Consider the following 21,202-nt stretch of genomic DNA (forward strand, 5'->3'; position numbering starts at 1 on the left):
TAAGGGCCGGGAATAGGGAATCGGGATTGGGGAATCGGAGAAGCTGGCTACGGGGGGAATCCTTTTCACCCAAGCTTCTGCTCACCGGTTTTGGCGAGACTTGGCAAAGTTGCGAAGCCCCCAAAAAAACGGCGCTTCCTCGTAAGGGGAGCGCCGTTTTTATTAGGAGAACAGCATCCGGCCATGAATGCCGTCCTCTAAGGTTCTCGAGACGTAGAAGCCAGAACAGAGCCGTCAAAGCAACTAAACACGGCAACCCGCTGTTACGATTCCCGATTCCCCAATCCCGACTCCCGGCCTTTTACTCCATCCCCAACTTCTTCAACTTGTAACGCAACGCCCGAAACGTGATGCCCAGCTGCGCGGCGGTCTTGGTCTTGTTCCAGCGGTTTTCTTCCAGCGCCTTCTGGATCGCGGCGCGCTCCAGTTGCTCGATGTAGGAAGGCAGGGCGGCCGAGGCCGGGTCGATGTCGACCACCGCTTCGCGGGGTTCGACGGCGGCGCTGCCGGGGGTGGCGGCCAGACGATGGCCGCCGTGGGCGGGCAGGCGCAGGTCGGTGGCGCTGATCTGGTCGTCTTCGGCCAGGGCCAGGGCGCGTTCTAGGATGTTTTCCAGCTCGCGCACGTTGCCGGGAAAGCCATATTGGTCCAGCGCGTCGAGCGCGGACTGGGTGAGCAGCGGAATCGGCCGGCCGTGGCTATGTGCCAGGCGCGCGATGATGGCCGCGGCCAGTTGCGGCAGGTCGCCTCCGCGTTCGCGCAGCGGCGGCACGCGCAGTTCGATGACGTTGATGCGGTAGTACAGGTCGTGGCGGAAACGGCCGTCGGAGACCAGGTCGCCCAGGTTCTTGTGGGTGGCCGAGAGAATGCGCACGTCCACCAGCGACTCGCTGGAGGCGCCTACCGGACGCACTGATTTTTCCTGGATCGCGCGCAACAGCTTGACCTGCATCTGCAGCGGCAATTCGGCCACTTCGTCCAGAAACAGCGTGCCGCCATGCGCCGCCTGGAACAGGCCGGGCTTGTCGGCATGCGCGCCAGTGAAGCTGCCCTTCTTGTGGCCGAAGAACTCGCTTTCCATCAGCTCGGCGGGAATGGCGCCGCAGTTGACCGGCACGAACGGGCCGGCCGCGCGTGCGCCCTGTTCGTGGATGGTGCGGGCGACCAGCTCCTTGCCTACGCCCGATTCGCCGACGATGTAGACCGGCGCCTGGCTGCGCGCGACCTTGCCGATGGTGGCGCGCAGGCCTTCCATCGCACTGGAATCGCCCAGCAGGCGGCTGGCCTGTTCCGGCGGCGGCGCGGGCGGGGCGGGGCGGTCGCGGTTGTTCAATTCCAGCGCGTGCTTGACCAGGCCGCGCAGCACGCTGATGTCCACCGGCTTGCTGACGAAGTCGAAGGCGCCGGCCTTCAAGGCTTCCACCGCCAGGTCCATGCTGCCGAACGCGGTGATCATCGCCACCGGGGTCTGCGGATAGTGCTTGGCGATTTCGGTGACCAGCTCGATGCCGTTGCCGTCAGGCAACCGCATGTCGGTCAGGCACAGGTCGTAGGGATTGTTGGCCAGCAGCTCGCGTGCTTCGGCCAGGTTGGCGGCGGTGCTGATGCGCAGGCCCATCCGGCCCAGGGTGAGAACAAGCAGTTCGCGAATGTCACGCTCGTCATCGACAACCAGGGCACTTTTCGGTTCGTTCATGTGGCGCACGATAGCCCACGGCGATGACCGTCGACAATTGCCGGTCGGGTCCGGGCGTAACGATTCACGCGATCACACGATGGTGCGCGGGCGCAGCACGATGCGCAGCGGCTGGCCGCACGGACACGATCGCAGTGCCAGCGCAGGCCGCAGCGCCATTGGCTTGCTGCTGGCATGACGCAACGCTCCCGCTCATTTCCCGAGCAGGCTATTGGGCCCCTGCAACAGGATCCGGAAACAGGCGCCGCCGCCCGGCACCGACACGTAGTCCAGTTGCGCCTGGTTGGCGCGGCACAGTTCCTGGGCGATATACAGGCCCAGCCCGGTGCCGTGCTCGGAGGTGGTGTAGAACGGGCGGAACAATTGCGCGGCCACCGTCTCCGGGATGCCGGGGCCGCGGTCGACCACGTCGATCACCGCCATGCGCTCCATGCGCTCCACGCGCAGTTTCACCCGTGCCGGTTCGTCCATGACCCGGCCGTACTTGAGCGCGTTGTGCACCAGCGCGGTCAGGATCTGGTGCAGGTGCTTTGGGTCGATCAAGGCATGCACGGCATTGCCCTGGATGCTGGCTTCCAGGATGTCGGTCTCCATCGACAGGGTCTGCCGGTACTCGACCACGAAGCGGCGCACGAAGGCGGCCAGATCCAGGTTGTCCGGGCTTGCGCGCTCGCGGCGGGCCAGCGCGAGCACGCTCTCGACAATGCCGTTGGTGCGCTGGCATTGCTGGTGGATGATCTGCAGCAGGCGGCGGTCGGCATCGCCGATGTCCGGGGATTCTTCCAGCAGCTGTGAGGCGTAGCTGATCGCCGCCAGCGGGTTGCGGATCTCGTGCGCCAGGCTGGCCGAAAAGCGCCCCATCGCCGACAGGGTGAGCGATTCGGCGCGCCGCGACACCACGCTGGCATCGTCCAGAAACACCAGCACCAGGTCGCTGTCGGCGAGCAGCCGCACGAAGCGCGGCTGCACTTCCGGGCGGTCGGCGCCCAGTTGCAGCGGAGCCTCTTCCTCGCGCCAGCCGCTGCGCCAGCGCTGCAGGCGGCGCAACAGTTCGGGCGTGAGCGCCGCCAGCGACAGGTCGACCGGGGCGTTGCGCTGGTCGCCGTCGCCGAGCAGCGCCAGCGCCGCCTCGTTGGCCAGGGTGATGCGGTTGTGCGTATCGACCACCAGCACGCCGGTGCGCATGCGGCGGATGATCAGTTCGTTGATCTCGTAGAGGTTGGCGACCTGCGCGCCGCGTTCTTCGGCCAGTACCTGATTGCGGCGCGCACGCGAGCCGATCTGTTCGCAGATGAAGGCCACCGCGACGTAGCTGGTGGCGAACATCGCCAGTTCCGCGACCGGGCGGGCGGCGCCGCCACCTTCGAGCAGGGTCCACAGGTATTCCAGCACGATGGCGCCGCTGGCGAGCACCGCGATGCTCATGCCGTAGCGCAGGCGCAGCAGGATCGAGGCAGCGGCGACATTGAACAGCAGCATCATCGCGATGCCGGCGCTGGCGCCGGGCAGCGCATGCGTGGCCAGGGTCGCGGCGGCGATGTCGGCCAGCACCGAACAGAACACGGTGGTGGTCAGCCGGCGCTCGCTGCGGCCCCAGAACAGCAGCGGGATCGCCACCGACAGATAGCCGATCGCCACGCCGGCCGCCAGGCGCGGGTAACGCGGCTCCGGGATCGCGTCGGACAGGGGGCTGAACACCAGGGCGGCGATCAGCCCGGCCACCAGCACCCGGTACAGCGAAAAGAAGTACAGCTCGCGCTGCGGCGCGGACTGGATCCGGTCGATAAGCGATGGGCTGGATGGCAAGCCGATTCCCCGCTGGAGCAAGCCGCGAGTATAGGCAGGTGCGCGGCCCGCGCAGCGCTTGCGCACAGTGCCGGGCTGCGTGCAAGCGGTGCAAACGGCAGGCCACGCGCGCCGACTTTTGCGCCGCACGGCGTGGTCGGCCACAATAGGCGGCCCGTTCGCGTCTCTTGACGTGCCGCCCAGGCGGTCTGCGTTGCACGCAGCGGTCGTTTCCTTTTCCCACGGTGACGCATGAATTTCCACGAATACCAGTCAAAACAGCTGCTTGCCGAGTACGGCATCCCCGTTCCGGCCGGCAAGGTCGCGGCGACCCCGGACGAAGCGGTTGAAGTCGCCAATTCCCTGGGCAAGGGCCCCTGGATGGTGAAGGCGCAGATCCACGCGGGCGGTCGCGGTAAGGCTGGCGGCGTCAAGTTCTGCAAGACCACCGACGACGTGAAGGCCGCAGCGGCCAAGATGCTCGGCACCAAGATGTCCACCTACCAGACCGCCGGCGTCGAGCTGCCGATCAACCTGGTGCTGGTGACCACCGCCGGCGAGATCGTCAAGGAGCTGTACCTGTCGATCCTGGTCGACCGCGGCACCAAGACCATCACCTACATCGCCTCCAGCGAGGGTGGCGTGGAGATCGAGCAGGTCGCCGCCGAGACGCCGGAGCTGATCCATTCGCTCAACGTCGATTTCGTCGAAGGCGTGCAGGGCTACCACGGCCGCGATTTCGGCTTCAAGCTCGGCCTGACGGCCAAGCAGGCCGGCCAGTTCGCCAGCATCATGGTGAACCTGTATCGCCTGTTCAACGAAAAGGATCTGGCGCTGGTTGAAATCAACCCGCTGGCGATCCTGGACGACGGCAACCTGTACGCGCTGGACGGCAAGTTCGACAGCGACGACAACGCCGCGTTCCGTCAGAAGCAGCTGATCGCCATGCGCGACAAGACGCAGGAAGACGAGACCGAAGTGACCGCGTCGGAGCTGGACATCAACTACGTCACCATGGACGGCAACATCGGTTGCATGGTCAACGGCGCAGGCCTGGCCATGGCCACCATGGACGTGATCAAGCTCAACGGCGGCGAGCCGGCGAACTTCCTGGACGTGGGCGGCGGCGCCAACAAGCAGCGCGTCATCGAGGCGTTCAAGCTGATCCTGTCCTCGGACAAGGTCGAAGGCATCTTCGTCAACATCTTCGGCGGCATCGTCCGTTGCGACATGATTGCCGAGGGCATCATCGCTGCGGTCAAGGAAGTGGGCGTCAAGGTCCCGGTCGTGGTGCGCCTGGAAGGCACCAATGTGGAAGAAGGCAAGCAGCTGCTGCGCGACAGCGGCATGGCCATCATCCCGGCCGACAACATCAACGACGGTGCCAAGAAGGTCGTCGAAGCTGTCAAGAACGCCGCCTGATCCACGACACCGAAGGAACTATCCATGTCCGTTTTGATTAACAAGAACACCAAGGTGATCGTGCAGGGCTTCACCGGCCAGCAGGGCACCTTCCACGCCACTCAGATGATCGAGTACGGCACCCAGGTCGTCGGCGGCGTGACGCCGGGCAAGGGCGGCACCACGCATATCGACCTGCCGGTGTTCAACACCGTGGCCGATGCCGTGCAGAGCACCGGCGCCGATGCGTCGGTAATCTACGTGCCGCCGCCGTACGCGGCCGATGCGATCCTGGAAGCGGCCGCGGCCGGCATCAAGGTCATCGTCTGCATCACCGAAGGCATCCCGGTGCTGGACATGCTGCGCGTCAAGAACGTGCTGACCCGCTCGCATCCGGACACCGTGCTGATCGGGCCGAACTGCCCCGGCGTGATCACCCCGGGCGAGTGCAAGATCGGCATCATGCCGGGCCACATCCACAAGCCGGGCAAGATCGGCATCGTGTCGCGTTCGGGCACCCTGACCTATGAAGCGGTCAAGCAGACCACCGAAGTGGGCCTGGGCCAGAGCACCTGCATCGGTATCGGTGGCGACCCGATCAACGGCCTGAACTTCGTCGACTGCCTCAAGCTGTTCAACGAAGACCCGCAGACCGAAGGCATCATCATGGTTGGCGAAATCGGTGGCGACGCCGAGGAAGCCGGTGCCGAGTACATCAAGCAGTTCGTGAAGAAGCCGGTGGTCGGCTTCATCGCCGGTGCGTCGGCGCCGGCCGGCAAGCGCATGGGCCACGCCGGTGCGATCGCATCGGGCGGCAAGGGCACCGCCGAAGGCAAGTTCGCGGCGATGGAAGCTGCCGGCGTCAAGACCGTCCGTTCGCCGGGCGATCTGGGTGCGGCGATTGCTGCGCTGGTGAAGTAAGCACGCCGCGCGCGTAAGCGTGCGAGCGTCGGAGAGGCCGCCTTCGGGCGGCCTTTTTTGTGGCTAGCTACTGTGGCTAGCCGTTTGTGGCAATGTCCGACGTGGCCATTGCCGTTGGCCAATGGCTGGCTGGTGCCAGCGTCTTCGCCGGCCGCTGTTGCCTGCCGCGGCCTGGCGGCGGATTCGAGCGGCTTGCAGCGTTCGATTCAAAGCTCGTGCTGTTGCGCATTGAGCTCAAGCAACAGGTCCACGAACGCGCGCACCTTGGCCGGTCGAAAGCGCGTTGCCGGAAACACGGCGTGGATGCCGCCGGACGGCAACTGCCACTGCGGCAGCACATGCAGCAAGCGACCGGCGGCCAGATCGTCGGCGACCACATAATCGGGCAGCACCGAGATGCCTGCACCCTGGCACACCGCCTCGCGCACGGCGAGGGTGGCGTCGAGAAAGATGCCCGGCTGCACGTCCACACTCTGCGGCGCATGCGTGGCGTGCGCGAATTGCCAGCGCTGGTGATCGCGCAATGCAGTGTTCGCCACGAAGGGCAGGGTGGCGACGTCCTGCGGCGATGCGATTCGGGCCAGCTGCGCGGCCATCGCGGAAGGCGCGACCAGCAACTGGCGAAACGCGCCGATCTTGCGTGCCTGCAGGCTGCTTTCGGCCAGCCAGCCGACGCGGATCGCAAGCTCGATGTTGGCCGTCATCAGGTCCAGGGTCTGGTCGCTGAGGATTGCGTCGACCTTGCAGGCCGGATGGCGCCGGGTGAAGGCCGCGATCGCCGGCACCACCACGCGCACGCCGTAGTCCAGCGGGGCGGTGAGCCGGAGCAGGCCGGACGGTTCGGCGGCGGTGTCGGTGAGTGCGTCGAAGGCGTCGTCGGTATCGCGCAGGATGGCCGCGCAGCGCTGGTAGAACGCCTGCCCGAGTTCGGTGGTGCGCACCCTGCGGGTCGTGCGCACCAATAACGAGGTGCGGCATTCGCGCTCCAGGCGGGCGACCTGCTGGCTCACCACCGCCTTGGTGATGCCCAGGCGCTCGGCGGCCGCCGTGAAGGAGCCGGTGTCCACCACTGCGACGAAGTAGGCCAGGCGGCGCAGATTGCCCAGGCCGCCTGGTCCGGTCTCGCTTCGATTGTGTGTCTTTGGCATACGGTATGTTTATGGCGGATGGATTTAAGAGTCAACGGCGCGGGCCTAGGATGCCTTCCTCGCCACCGGATGCCGCTGCCATGTCCACTACCGTTCACTACATTTACGACCCGCTGTGCGGCTGGTGCTATGGCGCCAGCGCGGTGGTGTCGGCGCTGCAGGCACGGGCCGATGTCGCGCTGCAACTGCTGCCAGCCGGGCTGTTTCTGGGCGCGGGCGCCAGGGCGATGGACGACACCTTCGCCGGCTACGCCTGGTCCAACGACCAACGCATCGCACAGCTGACCGGCCAGGATTTCAGCGCCCAGTATCGGCAGCGCGTGCTCGGCAATCGTCAGCAGCGCTTCGATAGCGCTCCGGCGACGTTGGCACTGACGGCGGTGGCGCGTGTCGCTCCGTCGCGCGAAGTGCAGGTGCTGGGGGCCATCCAGCGGGCGCGCTATGTCGAGGGCGACGATGTGACCGCGCTGGACACGCTGGTGGGCCTGCTGCAATCGCTCGGGCTGGAGCAGGCCGCGAAGCAGATCGCCGCGCCGGATGCGCAGCTGCTTGCGCTGACACAGGCGCGCATCGACCAGGCGCTGGAGCTGTTGCAGGAATTCGATGTACGCGGCGTGCCGACGCTGGTTGCGCAGTCGTCCGGCAAGCGGTGGTTGCTGGATGTCGGGGCGGGTTATGGGAACCCCGATGTCGTCCTGCGGCAGTTGGATGCTGGGCATTTTTTGGCATCTGGGTGACGGGTTTCTCGCCATGGGGTTGGCTTTCTTGCAGCGGACCTTTCCCCACACACGTCTCCAGTGACTTGGCTGTCTTCCGCCGCACCCTCACCCCAACCGTCGCCATCCCCAAAGGCCAAACCAATGCCAACCCGACGAGACGTCATCAAAACCCTGGCCGTTGCGAGTGTCGCAACCGCCTTCCCTGGAGCGAATACCGCCATGGCTGCACCGACCACACTGACGTATCAACATTTCCCCGCCGGTGAACATGGGTTCTTCCGCGCGCCGGTGCTGATTTCCGGCACGCACGATGCGGTGCTGATCGATGGTGGCTTCACCCTGCCCGACGGCAAGGCGCTGGTCGAGGCGATCCGCGCCAGCGGCAAGACGCTGACCACCATCTACATCAGCCAGAGCGACCCGGACTACTACTTCAGCCTGGCGCCGATCAAGGCTGCCTTCCCCGAGGCGCGCGTCATCGCCGCCTCGGCCACCATTGCGGCGATCAAGGGCAATGTCGAAAAGAAACTGGCCACCTGGGGCCCGCAGCTAAAGGAAAACGGCCCGCAGCGCCTGGCCGACATCGTGATGCCGGAACCCTTCGATGGCCCTGCACTCACACGTGAAGGCCACGCGCTGGAGATCGTGGAGGCCGACGGTCTGGCCAACCGACGCTATATCTGGGTGCCTGCGCTGAAGGCGATCTTCGGTGGCGTGCTGGTGTTCTCCGGCACGCATGTGTGGACCGCCGATACGCACGGCGCCGAAGGCCGTGCAGCCTGGCGCAAGACGCTGGAGCGCATGGCGGCGCGTTTGCCATCGGTGGTGGTGGCCGGCCATTTGCTGCCGGGCGCGCCCACCGATGCCTCGGCCATCGCCTACACGCGCGATTATCTGCTGGCTTTCGAGCAAGAGCTGGCCAGGCACAGCAACAGTGCCGACCTGATCAAGGCCATGACCGCGCGCTACCCCGATGCCGGCATGACGGTGGCATTGCAGATCGGCGCCAAGGTCGCCACCGGCGAGATGCAGTGGGGCTGATGCGATGACGGCGCAGCCGGACACCATCCGCGCAGGCGCCGTGCATGCAGTGGACGCGCAACACCGACGCAGCGCCAGATCCCTGCACGCCGCTGCGCTTCTGGAATAATGCAGGCTTGGCGGCGACGCCGGTCTGCATCCCGGTCTGTTGCGGGATGCGGCGCAGCCACGCCTTCCCCGCTGCATTCGCATAGGCCTTCCAATGTCCCAGACGCTCCGCATCGCCATGGCGCAGTTCGACTTCCCGGTCGGCGCCGTGACGCGCAATACCGATCGCATCATCGACTTCATCGCGGCAGCGCGCGACGAGTTCGATGCGGACATCGTGCTGTTTCCCGAGCTGGCGATCAGCGGCTACCCGCCGGAAGATTTGCTGCTGCGGCCCGGTTTTCTCGCCCATTGCCAGGAAGCGCTGGCGCGCATCGCCGCCAGTACGCGCGGCATCGTGGCGGTGGTCGGCTGGCCGCAGAGTGCCGGCAGCGTGGTCTACAACGCCGCCAGCGTGTTGCGCGACGGGCGTATCGAGGCGACGTATCGCAAGCGCGAATTGCCCAATTACGCAGTGTTCGACGAGCGCCGCTACTTCGACGTGGACCCGGATGGCGACAACTGCGTGGTCACGGTCAAGGGTGTGCAGGTGGGCGTGGTGATCTGCGAGGACCTGTGGTTTGCCGAACCGTTGGCCAGGACCGTGCAGGCCGGCGCCGAGCTGGTGCTGGTGCCCAATGCCTCGCCCTACGAGCGCGGCAAGCATGCGCAGCGCGATGCCCTGCTGGCCGAGCGCACACGCGAGAGCGGGGCGGCGATTGCCTACCTCAACGTGGTCGGCGGCCAGGATGCGCTGGTGTTCGACGGCGCATCGGTGGTGGCCGATGGCGACGGTACCGTGCATCCGGCCGCTGCCGCCTTCGTCGATCAGTGGCTGGTGGTGGACTACGCCGCCGGCGAGCGCAGTTTCACCCCGGTGGTGTGGGTGGACGATGGCGACGAGAGCATGGATGCGCTGGCCTGGCGCGCCGTGGTGCGCGGGCTGCAGGACTATTGCCGCAAGAACGGCTTTACCAAAGTCTGGCTGGGCCTGTCCGGCGGCATCGATTCGGCGTTGGTACTGGCGATGGCGGTCGATGCGCTGGGCGGCGACAACGTCACCGCGGTGCGGTTGCCGTCGCGCTACACCGCCAACCTGTCCAACGATCTGGCCGACGAGCAATGCCGCGCGCTGGGCGTCAAGCTGGAAACCATCGCGATCGAGCCGGCGTTCGAAGGCCTGCTCGCCGCGCTGGGGCCGATGTTCGAAGGCACCCAGCCGGACATCACCGAAGAGAACCTGCAGTCGCGCAGCCGCGGGGTGATCCTGATGGCGCTGTCCAACAAGTTTGGCGGGCTGCTGCTGACCACCGGCAACAAGAGCGAGTACGCGGTGGGTTACGCCACCATCTACGGCGACATGTGCGGCGGCTACGCCCCGCTCAAGGATCTATACAAGACCGAAGTGTTCGGCCTTGCCAAGTGGCGCAATACCGTGGGCGGGGCGCCGGTGATACCGCCGGCCGTGATTTCGCGCCCGCCCTCGGCCGAGTTGCGCGACAACCAGACCGACCAGGATTCGCTGCCGCCGTACGATGTGCTGGACGGCATCCTGTACCGCTACGTCGACCAGGAACAGTCGCGCGATGACATCGTCGCGGCCGGCTATGCCGCCGACACGGTGGAACACGTGCTGCGGCTGGTGCGGCTCAACGAATGGAAGCGCCACCAGGCCGCGCCCGGGCCCAAGGTGTCGCGGCGCGCGTTCGGCCGCGAGCGGCGTTACCCGATCACCAATGGTTATTCCGGCCAGTAGCCCGACGGCTATTGCGGTCGGTCGTCCGGCGCACCAGCCACCGCTGCGGTGGCCGGTGCTTGGGCAAAGCGGGTGAGCAGGTCCAGGGTCGGCTTGGGCCGGGTCAGGTCGTACATCAGGCCGAAATGGCCTTCGGCGCCCTGGATGCTGGTCTGGTCCAGCAATTCGTAGACGTTCACCTCGGACACCACGTCGGCATAGTTGTCGCGCACGTTGCGCAGCAGCTGCGCCAGGCTGTCGTAGCAGCCGCGGTCGCCTTCCGCACCGCCGGTGGTGTTGCCGGTGTAGATCTCCGCACAGTTGAGTTCGTTGAAGAACACCGGGGTCTTGTAGGTCTGCGCCGCGGTGCGCAGCTGGCCCAGGTACAACGCGCTCCAGTAGCCGGCATCCTGGTGGAAGGCGTAGTAGTGGAAGCTGATGTGGTCGAAATTGAAGCCGGCCGCCTTGGCCTTGGCCAGGAACCATAGCGAGCCATTGCGATCGCCGGGGCAGCGTGCGTTGGCGCTGCGGTCGTCGCTGTTGCAGGCGGTGATGTTGATGGTGAAACGCAGGCCGGCGCCCAGTTCGTTGGAGGCCTGGCGCATGCCCAGGTACATCGTGGTCATTGCCGCGATGCGCGCATCGGCCTCGGCGCGCACCAGGTCCTGTTCGTTGCCGATCTCCCAGACCTTGATGTCGGCCGCATAGCGGCGTGCCAGCTGGTAGCCGATCTCGCGCGACATCGGGTAGACCATCGGGCGCAGCGTGATGCCGTACTTGCGCGCCAGCGGGACCAGCGCATCCAGCGTTGCGTAATCGCGCGGGTCCACATCGAAGCGGTAGCTGCGCAGATTGCGTGCGGCCAGCAGCTGGAAGCGGGCCTCGGCCTGGGCCATGGAATAGCCGGGGCGATTGTCGTGAGCGTTGACGCCGTAGACGATCGGCGCCGCGGTGGCGGTGTTGGTCATCGCCGCCAGCAACAGGGCGAGCAGGAACGGGACGATGCAGCGGGACATGCGGCCTCCTGGGCGGGCGCCAGCGGGGAGTCGGGTCTTCTTCAGGGCCGAGTATAGGCAGCGCACAGGCGCGGTTCGGTGACCTGGTGCCGGGTCTGGCGAGGTGCCTGCAGCTGTCGCGGGCAGGCGCGCCCCGCGTTGCGGGAGAGGGTGGGGCGCGGGCGCGGAATGCGGGACGGCCGATCTCCCGGTCGATCAGGCGTCATTGTCGCCAGGCATCGCGAGTGCCTGCGGCAGCCGGCGCGCCGTCACCGCCGCAGGCGCGTTACCGCAATAAAAAAGGGGCCTTGCGGCCCCTTCTCATCACGCCGGCGACTGATGTCTCAGTCGCGGCTCATCTGTGCATTGCGCTGACCGGTGGCGGCAGACTTCTCGCCGGCGAACGGATTGAGCTTGCGAATGGCCCAGGGATACTTCGGCCAGTCGCCGGTCAGCCACGGGTGCTGCGGGCTGTTGAGCTCCAGCACGCGGCGTGCGTCGGCGGCCAGGGTCTTGTTGCCCAGGTGGGTGTAGGCCTCGGCCAGCACCGCGACCGCGTCGTATTGGTAGGCGCTCTGCGGATAGGTTTCCAGCAGGTAGTTGGCACGACCGGCCGCCGAGACCCAGGCGTTGCGCCGCAGGTAGTACAGCGCGTTGTCCAGTTCATGCTGGGCGAACACGTCGCGCAGCTCGATCATGCGCTTGCGCGCATCCGGCGCGTATCGGCTGTTCGGATAGCGGTCGGTGACGGTGTTGAAGTCGTTGTAGGCCTGCTGCGGCGAGGACAGGTCGCGACGGCTCGGATCCAGCGACCACACGCGGCGCAGGAACACCGTATCGCGGTTGCTGTTGGCCAGCCCGCGCAGGTAGTACAGATACGAGATGTTGCGATGGGTCGGATAGGTCCGGATGAAGCGGTCGACGCTGGAGACGGTGTCGTCGTGCTTGCCGGCCTTGTACTGGGCATAGGCGGTTTCGATCATCGCCTGCTCGGTGTACGGGCCGTACGGGTACTGGGCGATCAGGCGCTTGTAGCTGGCTTCGGCGCCGGCCCAGTTGCCTTTCTCCATCAGGCCGTGGCCCTTGCCGTAGAGCTGCTCGACCGGCATGCCCTCATCGGGATTCTTGTCCTTGGCGCCGCGGTGGCAGCCGGTGACGACGAACGCCATGACCAGCATGAGGGCAATCAGGCGCGCAGGCGCGGAAAACGTGGACCGTCGGATCATGGGTCTGGGCAGGACGCATCAGGAAAACGAGAGCGCGATGATAGCCTAGTGGCCTGTCCGGCGACTGACTCCCGCCGCCCGGACCGCCAAATTCCCGCTTTTGCCTGAGTGCCCGTGTCCATGTCCGACCCATCTGCCGACCCCCTCGACCCGTCCATCCGCCAGGCCATCGTGCCCGACAACGCCGCTGGACGCCGTTTCGACGCGGTGCTGGCCGAGCTGTTCCCCGAATTCTCGCGCTCGCGCTTGTCGGAGTGGATCAAGTCCGGCGATGCGCTGCTGAACGGGGAAATGGCGCGCCCGCGCGACACCTTGCGCGGCGGCGAGAGCGTGCAGGTGCAGGTGGTGCTGGAAACCCAGACCCACGCCGCGCCGCAGGACATCCCGCTGAGCGTGCTGTACGAAGACGACCAGGTACTGGTGATCGACAAGCCGGCCGGGCTGGTGGTGCACCCGGGCGCGGGCAATCCGGACGGTACCCTGGTCAACGCCTTGCTGTTCCGCGACCCGGCGCTGGCGGCAGTGCCGCGCGCAGGCGTGGTGCACCGGCTGGACAAGGACACCAGTGGGGTGATGGTGGTGGCGCGTACCGTGCAGGCGCAGACCGCGCTGGTGGAACAGCTGTCCGCACGCGATGTGCATCGCCAGTATCTGGCGGTGGTGGTGGGCGCGCTGGTCTCCGGCGGCACCGCCAACGCGCCGATCGACCGCCATCCGCGCGATCGGCTGAAGATGGCGGTGCGCGACGACGGCCGCGATGCGGTCACCCATTACCGCCTGCGCGAGCGCTTCCGCGCACACACCGCGCTGGAATGCCGGCTGGAAACCGGGCGTACCCACCAGATCCGCGTGCACATGGCGCATCTGAAGTCGCCGATCGTCGGCGACCCGCTGTACGGCGGCGCGCTCAAGCTGCCCAAGGGGGCCACCGACGAACTGGTGCACGAGCTGCGCACCTTCAAGCGTCAGGCGCTGCATGCCGAAACCCTGGAATTCCTGCACCCCGTCAGCGGCGAGCCGGTGCGCGCCAGCGCGCCGGTGCCGGCCGACCTGCAGCGGCTGATGACGGCCCTGCGCGAAGACAGCGCACGCGCCGCCGAGCTGGCACGCCGCTGACGTGGCCGCCGCCGCACCCTTCGTGCTGCCGGCCGACTGGCCGGCGCCACCACGCATCCATGCGCTGACCACGCTGCGTCACGGCCTGGGCGGCTCGCTGGCGCCGTTCGACACGCTCAACCTCGGCAACCGCCACAGTGCCGATGGCGACGTGCCGGAGCAGGTGGAACGCAACCGGGCGCTGCTGGTCGAGGCGCTGGCACTGCCCGGTACCCCGCAGTGGCTGCGTCAGGTGCATGGGGTGGAGGTGTTGCGTGTCGACGCGCCCGTGCTCGCGCCCGGCGAACAGCCGCCTGCAGCGGGCACTGTCGCGCCAGGCGCGCAGGAACCGGTCGCCGATGCAGCGGTGACCGCTGTGCCCGGCGTGGTGCTGGCGATCCTCACCGCCGACTGCCTGCCGGTCGTGCTCGCCGCTGCCGATGGCAGCGAAGTGGCCGCCGCGCATGCAGGGTGGCGCGGCCTGGCCGACGGCATGCTGGAGCGCAGCGTGGCGGCGATGCGCACGCCGCCGCAGCAGGTGTTGGCATGGTTGGGGCCGGCAGCGGGGCCGCAGGCCTATGAAATCGGTGAAGACGTGTTCAACGCCTTCGTCGCGCACGATGCGCAGGCGCAACGCGCGTTTGTTGCGACCCGTCCGGGGCATTGGCGGGTGGACCTGTATGCGTTGGCGCGTCAACGCCTGCAGCATGCCGGTGTGCCGGCCAGCGCCATCCATGGCGGCGGGCTGTGCACCATTTCCGAGCCGCAACGCTTCTTCTCGCATCGTCGCGACCGCCGCAGCGGACGCATGGCCACGCTGGCATGGATCGCGCCCTGAGCGTGCCGTTGTTTGCGCAGGTGTTGGGGCAGGACGCGTTCGCGCAGCTGCCTGCGCCGGTGCGCGCGCTGCATTCGGTGCAGCAGCGGCAGACCTTCGCCGGCCGGGCAAGGATTCAACGCGGCACGCATGCGCTGGTCCCGTTACTGGCGCTGTTGAGCCGCTTGCCGCGCAGTGGCGAGGTGGAGGTCGAAGTGGAGTTTCTTGCAGACGCGGCGGGCGAGCGCTGGCATCGGCGGTTCGGCGGCCTGCCGATGCATTCGCGCCTGTGGCGCGAGGGCACGCGCCTGCGCGAACATCTGGGCGCGGTGCGGTTCGAATTCGCGCTGCGCGCCGACGCGCAATCGCTGTACTGGCAGGCCACGCGGGTGTGGGCATTGGGCTGGATCCGGTTGCCTGCGCGCTGGTTCGAGCAGGTGCGTTGCCGCGAGCATGCCGACGCCGGGCGTTACGGATTTCTGGTCGACGTGCACTTGCCGCTGGTCGGCCCGTTCATTCGCTACGAGGGCTGGCTTGAACCACGTTGATCCACCGCTCGCTGACGTGTCTCAGCTGGAGTCGTCTCGGTTGGAGCCTGCTCACTCGAAGCCGTCGCGCGTGGAGCCGCCCGGCCGTCAGCCAGGTGCTGTGCCCGCGACCATCGTGTTCGATGGCGTGTGCCTGCTGTGCAATGGCTGGGTCAGGTTCCTGCTGCGTCATGATCGACGCGGGCGTTATCGCTTTGCCGCAATGCAGGGCCAGGCCGGACGTGCGCTGTTGCAGCAGCATGGGCTGGATCCGGACGACCCGTTGTCGTTTCTGCTGGTGGATGACCGCGGTGCGTGGACCGACAGCGACGCGATCGTGCGGGTGCTGGCCGGGTTGGGCGGCTTCTGGCGGCTGGCCACGGTGTTGCGCGTGGTGCCGCGTCGCGTGCGCGACATCGGCTATCGCCTGATCGCACGCCATCGCTACCGCTGGTTCGGTCGCACCGAGCATTGCATGCTGCCGACACCGAAGCAGCGCGAGCGGTTTCTCGACTAGCGCCCCAGCTAGACGTAGGAGCGCACCTGGGCGCGATGGGGCGTTACCGATAAAGCTTCGTCGCGCCCAGGTGCGCTCCTACGACTGCGCGTTGATTTCTATGATGGCTTGTCGATACGGAGTGCTGTTCGGCCGCGTGCGCTGGATCTGTGGTGGCGGACAGGCACGCCTGCTCGGTGTAGGAGCGCACCTGGGCGCGATAGGGCGTTACCGGGAAAGCTTCGTCGCGCCCAGGTGCGCTCCTACGACTGCGCGCTGATTTCTATGATGGCTTGTCGATACGGAGTGCTGTTCGGCCGCGTGCGCTGGATCTGTGGTGGCGGACAGGCACGCCTGCTTTGTGTAGGAGCGCACCTGGGCGCGATGGGCGTTACCGGGAAAGCTTCGTCGCGCCCAGGTGCGCTCCTACGACTGCGCGCTGATTTCTCTGATGGCTTGTCGATACGGAGTACTGTTCGGCCGCGTGTGCTGGATCTGAGGTGGCGGACAGGCACGCCTGCTCGGTGTAGGAGCGCACCTGGGCGCGATGGGGCGTTACCGATAAAGCTTCGTCGCGCCCGGGTGCGCTCCTACGGTGATCCGTGACGGCGGCTTACGCGGCTGCGTTTTTGAAGCTTGCGGGCGCTGCTCTCGGGTTGCCGCTGTGCGCAGGCTGCAGGCGGAAGATCGACACCGCATCGGCCAGTTCCACGGCCTGTTCTTCCAGGCTGCGCGCGGCGGCGGTGGCTTCTTCCACCAGCGCGGCGTTGCGTTGGGTGACTTCGTCCAGTTGCGCGACGGTGCGGTTGACCTGTTCGATGCCGCTGGATTGCTCGGCGCTGGCGGCGGTGATCTCGCTCATGATGTCGGTGACGTGTTTGACCGAGCCGACGATCTCGCGCATGGTCGCGCCGGCGCGGTGCACCAGGCCCGAGCCCAGTTCGACCTTGTCGGTGGAGTCGGCGATCAGCGTCTTGATCTCCTTGGCCGCATCGGCCGAGCGCCGCGCCAGCGCGCGCACTTCCGAGGCGACCACCGCAAAGCCGCAGCCCTGTTCGCCGGCGCGTGCGGCTTCCACCGCAGCGTTGAGCGCCAGGATATTGGTCTGGAAGGCGATGCCGTCGATGACGCCGATGATCTCGCCGATCTTGCGCGAGGCGGTGCTGATCTGCCCCATGGTGGACACCACATCGTCCATCACCTGGCCGCCGTTGTGCGCGACTTCGCCGGTGCCCACTACCAGCCGGTTGGCCTGCAGCGCGCTGTCGGCGTTCTGCTTCACGGTGGAGGTGAGCTCCTCCATGGAGCTGGCGGTTTCTTCGAGATTGGCGGCCTGTTGCTCGGTGCGCTCGGACAGGTCGGCGTTACCGGCGGCGATTTCCACCGCCGCGCGGCGGATCGTGTCCGATGCGATCTGGATGTCGCCGATGATCTCGGTCAGCCGGGTCACGGTCTGGTTGGTGTCGTCGCGCAGGCGCGCGAAGATGCCGTGCGCATCACCCTCCACGCGTTGGGTGAGGTCGCCTTCGGCCAGTGCACCGATCACCCGCGCCAAGGCGGCCAGGTGGGTTTCCACCGAGTCGTAGATGCGGTTGATGCCCTGCGCCAGCGACAGCAGCACGCCGTCCATGCCGTCGATCTGCATGCGCCGGCTGAAATCGCCGGCCGCGGCGGCATCGATGATCTGGATCAGCGCCTGCTCGGCGTTGACCTGCGCGGTGACGTCCATCCACTGCGCGATGGTGCCCAGCTTGGTGCCGTCGGCGGCAATGATCGGGCTGTAGACGAAGTCGATCTGGCGGCCGAAGAACGGTGCGCGCACCGCCTTGGAGGCGGTCAGCGCACGCATGCGGTCGATCGCGGCCTGGCTGTCGGGATAGATGTCGCCGATGCTGCCGCCGACGAAGCCTTCGGCATGGAAGCTGGGGCGGAAGCTCTGCACATCCGGCTCGATCAGCTTGAGCATCGCCAGCAGTTTGCGGTTGGCGAACAGCACCTGGCCGTCGTCGTCGGCGATGCGGATCATGGTGTCCAGATCGTCCAGCGCCTTGATCACGAACTGGCCGTGGCGCAGCCCCTGTTCCATCACATCGAGGCGGATGGCCAGCTTGTCCTGGGTCGCCTGCAGGGCGTGCAGCAACGGCGCGAGTTCGCCGGAGGCGGTGCGCAGATCCAGGCGCTGAAAGCGCCCTTCACCGATGGCGGTCACCGTGCCGATCGCCTGTTGCAGTTGCGCCACACCGCGACGGCGTGCCCACCACCACAGCCCGGCACTTGCCGCGCCCAGTACCAGCAGCGCCGGCAGCAAGCGGCCCAAGCCGCTCCAGACACCGCCGGGCAGCAGCGTGGCGGCGTAGAGCGTCAGCAAGCCCAGCAGCCCGATCTGTGCAGCGGCAGGCAGCCATGCGGCCGTGCTGGCACGCGCAAGGTTCCGGCCGGAAGGCGGGCGGGAGACGGCGGTGGCATCGGGTGAGGGCGACATAGGCTGAGTCCAACTGAGTGATTCGGAGTGGGGAGCGGCGTCCTGCGCTGCATGGGCTGCTATGGGGTATCGGCGGCCGAGCCCGAATCATGACGGCGTGAAATCACCGTTCGTCGGAATCTGCCGACCATACCCCCAAAAACACCGATGTAGTTGATTTGGAAGCGGTTTCAGTACGTCCCGATGTGCTGCGAAACCGTGATTTGCAGCCGGATACCGGTCTTGCAATTGTAAATTTCACGTGAAATATTGGCGGGCTTCGTAAACACTTCGTAGACCTCGACGCCACGCAGTCCGATCGCATGCACGCCACCAAGACTGGCCAGCGGCGCCATCGGTGCAACGCGACGAACACGCATCGAAGCGCGGGGAATCGGGAGTGGGGATTGGGGAATCGGGCGCGCCATCAATCCAGCCCAGCCCTGAAAGACGACAGAAAAGCGCTTTTCCCATTCCCGAATCCCGATTCCCGATTCCCCAAAAAAAAACCGGCCATCTCACGATGACCGGTCTATCGATACCTAACTAGCTGACGCTACACCGGCTTACTTCGCCGGCTTGGCGCCCGCGTCGTCGGGCAGCGCCCAGGCGATCACGCTGTCGCCCGACTTGGTTTCCATGCGGTCGTGTCCACCCACGGCGGCCACGATGTACTGCTTGCCGTCGATGGTGTAGCTCAGCGGAGCGGCCTGCGGGCCGGCCGGCACGCGGGTCTCCCAGACCTGCTTGCCGGTGCGGGTGTCGAAGCCGCGCATGAAGTCGTCCAGGGTCGCGCCGATGAAGGTCACGCCGCCGGCGGTGGCCAGCGAGCCGCTGTTGTTGGGCGTGCCGATCTCGAACTTGGTCTTGGACGGGATACCCATCGGGCCCTGGTCGTAACCGGTGCCCAGCGGACGCCGCCAGATCACCTGCTGGGTGCGCAGGTCCACGCCGGAGATGTAGCCCCACGGCGGTGCCACGCACGGCGTGTTGAGCGGCGACATCCACGGCTCCTTGCGGGCGCCGTAGGCCAGGCCCTTCTGTGCCATGTAGCCGGGCGTCTTGCTCTTGCCGTCGAACACCGACACCACGCCCAGCTCATTCATCTTTTCGCGGGTGTAGACCTGCAGGGTGTAGGGCAGGCGATTGCTGTTCATCACCATGATGCCGCGCTGCAGATCGACCGAGACGCCGCCCCAGTTGATGCCGCCGTGGTTGCCGGTAAAGGCCAGCGAGCCCTGCAGGGTCGGCGGGGTGAACATGCCTTCGTAGCGCAGCTGCTTGAACTGGATGCGGCAGGCCAGCTGGTCGAACGGGGTCATGCCCCAGGCGTCGGATTCGACGATGGTTTCGTACTCGCGGCTCGGTGCGCCCACGGTATTGGGCATGCCCGGCGAGATCGGCTGGGTGGCCGCGGTCCAGTCGCCATGATCGGTGCCCTGCGGCACGGCGATCTGCTTGACCGGCATGAGCGGGGCACCGGTGGCGCGGTCCAGCACGAACACCTGGCCGGACTTGGTGGCCTGGATCACCGCAGGGCGGGTAGCGCCGCCGGCGACCGGCCAGTCGACCAGGTTCGGCTGCGGGCCGATGTCGTAATCCCACAGGTCGTGGTTGACGGTGCGGAAGTGCCAACGCTCCTTGCCGGTGGCCGCATCCACGGCAACCAGGGAGGCGGTGTATTCCTCATCCTGCGGGGTGCGGCCCTTGCCGAAGAAATCGCCCGAGGCATTGCCGGTCGGCAGATACACCAGGCCCAGTTCGTCGTCGGCGGCCATCAGCGACCACACGTTCGGGGTGGAACGGGTATAGGTCTGCCCGGCCGGCGGCTCGGCGGTGATCGCCGGGTTGCCCAGGTCCCAGGCCCAACGCAGCTGGCCGGTGAGCGCATCGAAGCCGCGCACCACGCCCGACGGCGCATCGCCTTCCTGGCCGTCGCGCACCTGGCCGGTGGGCTGGATCACCACGCCGCGCATCACCACCGGCGGCGAGGTGGGGCCGACGAAGCCCGGCTTGGTGTTGCCGGTGCCGGCATTGAGATCGACAAAGCCGTTGTTGCCGAAGCTGGTGCACAGCTTGCCGGTCTGCGCGTCCAGCGCGCCGAGGCGGCCATCGACCATCGGCCAGAAGATCCGCGTCGGGCACTCGGCGGTGCCTTGCGGCGCCTGGTAGTACGACACGCCGCGGCAGGTGGTGGCGGCAACGCCGGCCATCGCCTTCGGATTGGTCTGCGGGTCGAAGCGCCAGCGCTCCTTGCCGTTGGCCGCTTCCACCGCGATCACCTTCTGGGTCGGGGTGCAGATGTAGAGCAGCTCGCCGACCTTGAGCGGGGTGTTCTGGAAGGCGTAGCCCAGCTTGGAGCCGGCCGGCTTCAGATCGCCGGTATGGAACTCCCAGGCCACCTTCAGGTTCTTGGCGTTCTCCGGGGTGATCTGCGCGCCGGGGGTGTAGTGGTTGGACAGGTTGGAGCCGGCGTACGAGGTCCAGTTGCTGGCATCGTGATTGGCCGCGACGTTACCGTCCGGGCTGGGCACGTTGGCGCGGCTGAACGGCGTCGCATTCTCGGCCGGCAGCTTGGAGGCATCGGCCAGTTCGACATTGCGCGGCACCAGCAGTGGCCACAGGATCAGCGTCGCGCCCAGGATCGGCAGCACGCCAGTCACCAGCACATAGCCCAGCCCCGACAGCGGCTGCATACGGCGACGGGCCACGCCCCAGAACGGCAGCAGCACCAGCCCCAGCACCGACATCCAGGCCAGACGCGGGACCAGGCCCCAGCCATCCAGGCCCACTTCCCACAGCGCCCAGGCGATGGTGGCCGCCAGCGTGGCGCCAAACAGCCACAGGCCGGCACGCTTGCCCAGCGCCAGCAACACGCCGGCCAGGAACAGGCCGATGCCCGCCAGCAGGTAATACCAGGAGCCACCGACGGCGACCAGGCGGCCGCCTTCGTAGGCAAGCACCGCACCGAGCACGGCGATCACCACGGCATAGACCACCAGCAACCAGGTGCCTAGTCCACGTTTTGAGGATTGATCAGTCATTTTGAGAT

Annotated in this window: 17 protein-coding genes; 9 read left to right on the forward strand and 8 right to left on the reverse strand. The window is 66.9% G+C overall.

Features of this window, described 5'->3' with window-relative positions; translation table 11 throughout:
• Positions 1–301: 301 nt before the first annotated feature.
• Both AC1KVE_RS00250 and AC1KVE_RS00255 read right to left on the reverse strand, forming a co-directional pair.
• Complete coding sequence (locus AC1KVE_RS00250; protein ID WP_166770466.1) at positions 302–1,696, reverse strand: sigma-54-dependent transcriptional regulator; 1,395 nt, start codon at positions 1,694–1,696, stop codon at positions 302–304.
• A gap of 192 nt (positions 1,697–1,888) precedes the next feature.
• Positions 1,889–3,502 carry a sensor histidine kinase gene (locus AC1KVE_RS00255; RefSeq protein WP_039525813.1) on the reverse strand — a complete coding sequence of 538 codons (1,614 nt, stop codon included), beginning with the start codon at positions 3,500–3,502 and terminating at the stop codon, positions 1,889–1,891.
• 231 nt (positions 3,503–3,733) lie between these two features.
• Between AC1KVE_RS00255 and sucC the strand changes: the two genes are divergently transcribed.
• A complete protein-coding gene (gene sucC, locus AC1KVE_RS00260) occupies positions 3,734–4,903 on the forward strand; it encodes an ADP-forming succinate--CoA ligase subunit beta (RefSeq protein WP_039519379.1) in 1,170 nt (389 codons plus the stop codon).
• A gap of 24 nt (positions 4,904–4,927) precedes the next feature.
• On the forward strand, positions 4,928–5,803 hold the full coding sequence (gene sucD, locus AC1KVE_RS00265) for a succinate--CoA ligase subunit alpha (protein ID WP_011038208.1): 876 nt from the start codon (positions 4,928–4,930) through the stop codon (positions 5,801–5,803).
• Positions 5,804–6,009: 206 nt separating this feature from the next.
• Here the strand turns inward: sucD and AC1KVE_RS00270 are convergent, their stop codons facing one another.
• Positions 6,010–6,951, reverse strand: a complete 942-nt coding sequence (locus AC1KVE_RS00270) for a LysR family transcriptional regulator (protein ID WP_228912334.1) — start codon at positions 6,949–6,951, stop codon at positions 6,010–6,012.
• 80 nt (positions 6,952–7,031) lie between these two features.
• Between AC1KVE_RS00270 and AC1KVE_RS00275 the strand changes: the two genes are divergently transcribed.
• The 3 genes from AC1KVE_RS00275 to AC1KVE_RS00285 all read left to right on the forward strand — a co-directional run bounded on the left by AC1KVE_RS00275 (position 7,032) and on the right by AC1KVE_RS00285 (position 10,554).
• Positions 7,032–7,688 (forward strand): DsbA family protein, encoded by a 657-nt coding sequence (locus AC1KVE_RS00275; RefSeq protein WP_184456709.1) that lies wholly within the window; start codon positions 7,032–7,034, stop codon positions 7,686–7,688.
• 201 nt (positions 7,689–7,889) lie between these two features.
• Positions 7,890–8,711: an MBL fold metallo-hydrolase gene (locus AC1KVE_RS00280; protein ID WP_456362945.1), complete on the forward strand. Its 822-nt coding sequence runs from the start codon at positions 7,890–7,892 to the stop codon at positions 8,709–8,711.
• Positions 8,712–8,913: 202 nt separating this feature from the next.
• Positions 8,914–10,554 carry an NAD+ synthase gene (locus AC1KVE_RS00285; protein WP_102255998.1) on the forward strand — a complete coding sequence of 547 codons (1,641 nt, stop codon included), beginning with the start codon at positions 8,914–8,916 and terminating at the stop codon, positions 10,552–10,554.
• An 8-nt stretch (positions 10,555–10,562) separates the two neighbouring features.
• On the opposite strand, the gene AC1KVE_RS00290 is transcribed toward AC1KVE_RS00285, so the two are convergent.
• Together AC1KVE_RS00290 and AC1KVE_RS00295 are read right to left on the reverse strand one after the other, a co-directional pair.
• The gene (locus AC1KVE_RS00290) at positions 10,563–11,549 is read right to left on the reverse strand and encodes a hypothetical protein (RefSeq protein ID WP_481092050.1); all 987 of its coding nucleotides are present in this window, start codon (positions 11,547–11,549) and stop codon (positions 10,563–10,565) included.
• A gap of 323 nt (positions 11,550–11,872) precedes the next feature.
• Positions 11,873–12,754 carry an outer membrane protein assembly factor BamD gene (locus tag AC1KVE_RS00295; RefSeq protein ID WP_024939405.1) on the reverse strand — a complete coding sequence of 294 codons (882 nt, stop codon included), beginning with the start codon at positions 12,752–12,754 and terminating at the stop codon, positions 11,873–11,875.
• A 120-nt stretch (positions 12,755–12,874) separates the two neighbouring features.
• Here AC1KVE_RS00295 and rluD point away from each other — a divergent pair, with 120 nt between their 5' ends.
• The 4 genes from rluD (at position 12,875) to AC1KVE_RS00315 (ending at position 15,710) form a co-directional block, all read left to right on the forward strand.
• On the forward strand, positions 12,875–13,870 hold the full coding sequence (gene rluD / locus AC1KVE_RS00300; protein ID WP_054592204.1) for a 23S rRNA pseudouridine(1911/1915/1917) synthase RluD: 996 nt from the start codon (positions 12,875–12,877) through the stop codon (positions 13,868–13,870).
• Position 13,871: 1 nt separating this feature from the next.
• Positions 13,872–14,687: a peptidoglycan editing factor PgeF gene (gene pgeF / locus AC1KVE_RS00305; RefSeq protein ID WP_184456715.1), complete on the forward strand. Its 816-nt coding sequence runs from the start codon at positions 13,872–13,874 to the stop codon at positions 14,685–14,687.
• A gap of 2 nt (positions 14,688–14,689) precedes the next feature.
• Positions 14,690–15,214: a DUF4166 domain-containing protein gene (locus tag AC1KVE_RS00310; protein WP_179465334.1), complete on the forward strand. Its 525-nt coding sequence runs from the start codon at positions 14,690–14,692 to the stop codon at positions 15,212–15,214.
• 70 nt (positions 15,215–15,284) lie between these two features.
• Positions 15,285–15,710 (forward strand): thiol-disulfide oxidoreductase DCC family protein, encoded by a 426-nt coding sequence (locus AC1KVE_RS00315; protein WP_481092058.1) that lies wholly within the window; start codon positions 15,285–15,287, stop codon positions 15,708–15,710.
• A 592-nt stretch (positions 15,711–16,302) separates the two neighbouring features.
• On the opposite strand, the gene AC1KVE_RS00320 is transcribed toward AC1KVE_RS00315, so the two are convergent.
• The 3 genes from AC1KVE_RS00320 to AC1KVE_RS00330 form a co-directional block, all read right to left on the reverse strand.
• Positions 16,303–18,171: a methyl-accepting chemotaxis protein gene (locus tag AC1KVE_RS00320; protein WP_481092049.1), complete on the reverse strand. Its 1,869-nt coding sequence runs from the start codon at positions 18,169–18,171 to the stop codon at positions 16,303–16,305.
• A gap of 170 nt (positions 18,172–18,341) precedes the next feature.
• Entirely contained in the window at positions 18,342–18,506 is a 165-nt protein-coding gene (locus AC1KVE_RS00325) for a hypothetical protein (protein ID WP_481092048.1), read from the reverse strand.
• A 210-nt stretch (positions 18,507–18,716) separates the two neighbouring features.
• Entirely contained in the window at positions 18,717–21,155 is a 2,439-nt protein-coding gene (locus AC1KVE_RS00330) for a glucose/quinate/shikimate family membrane-bound PQQ-dependent dehydrogenase (protein ID WP_172641715.1), read from the reverse strand.
• Positions 21,156–21,202 lie beyond the last annotated feature (47 nt).

This window comes from Xanthomonas sp. NCPPB 2864, assembly GCF_056675615.1.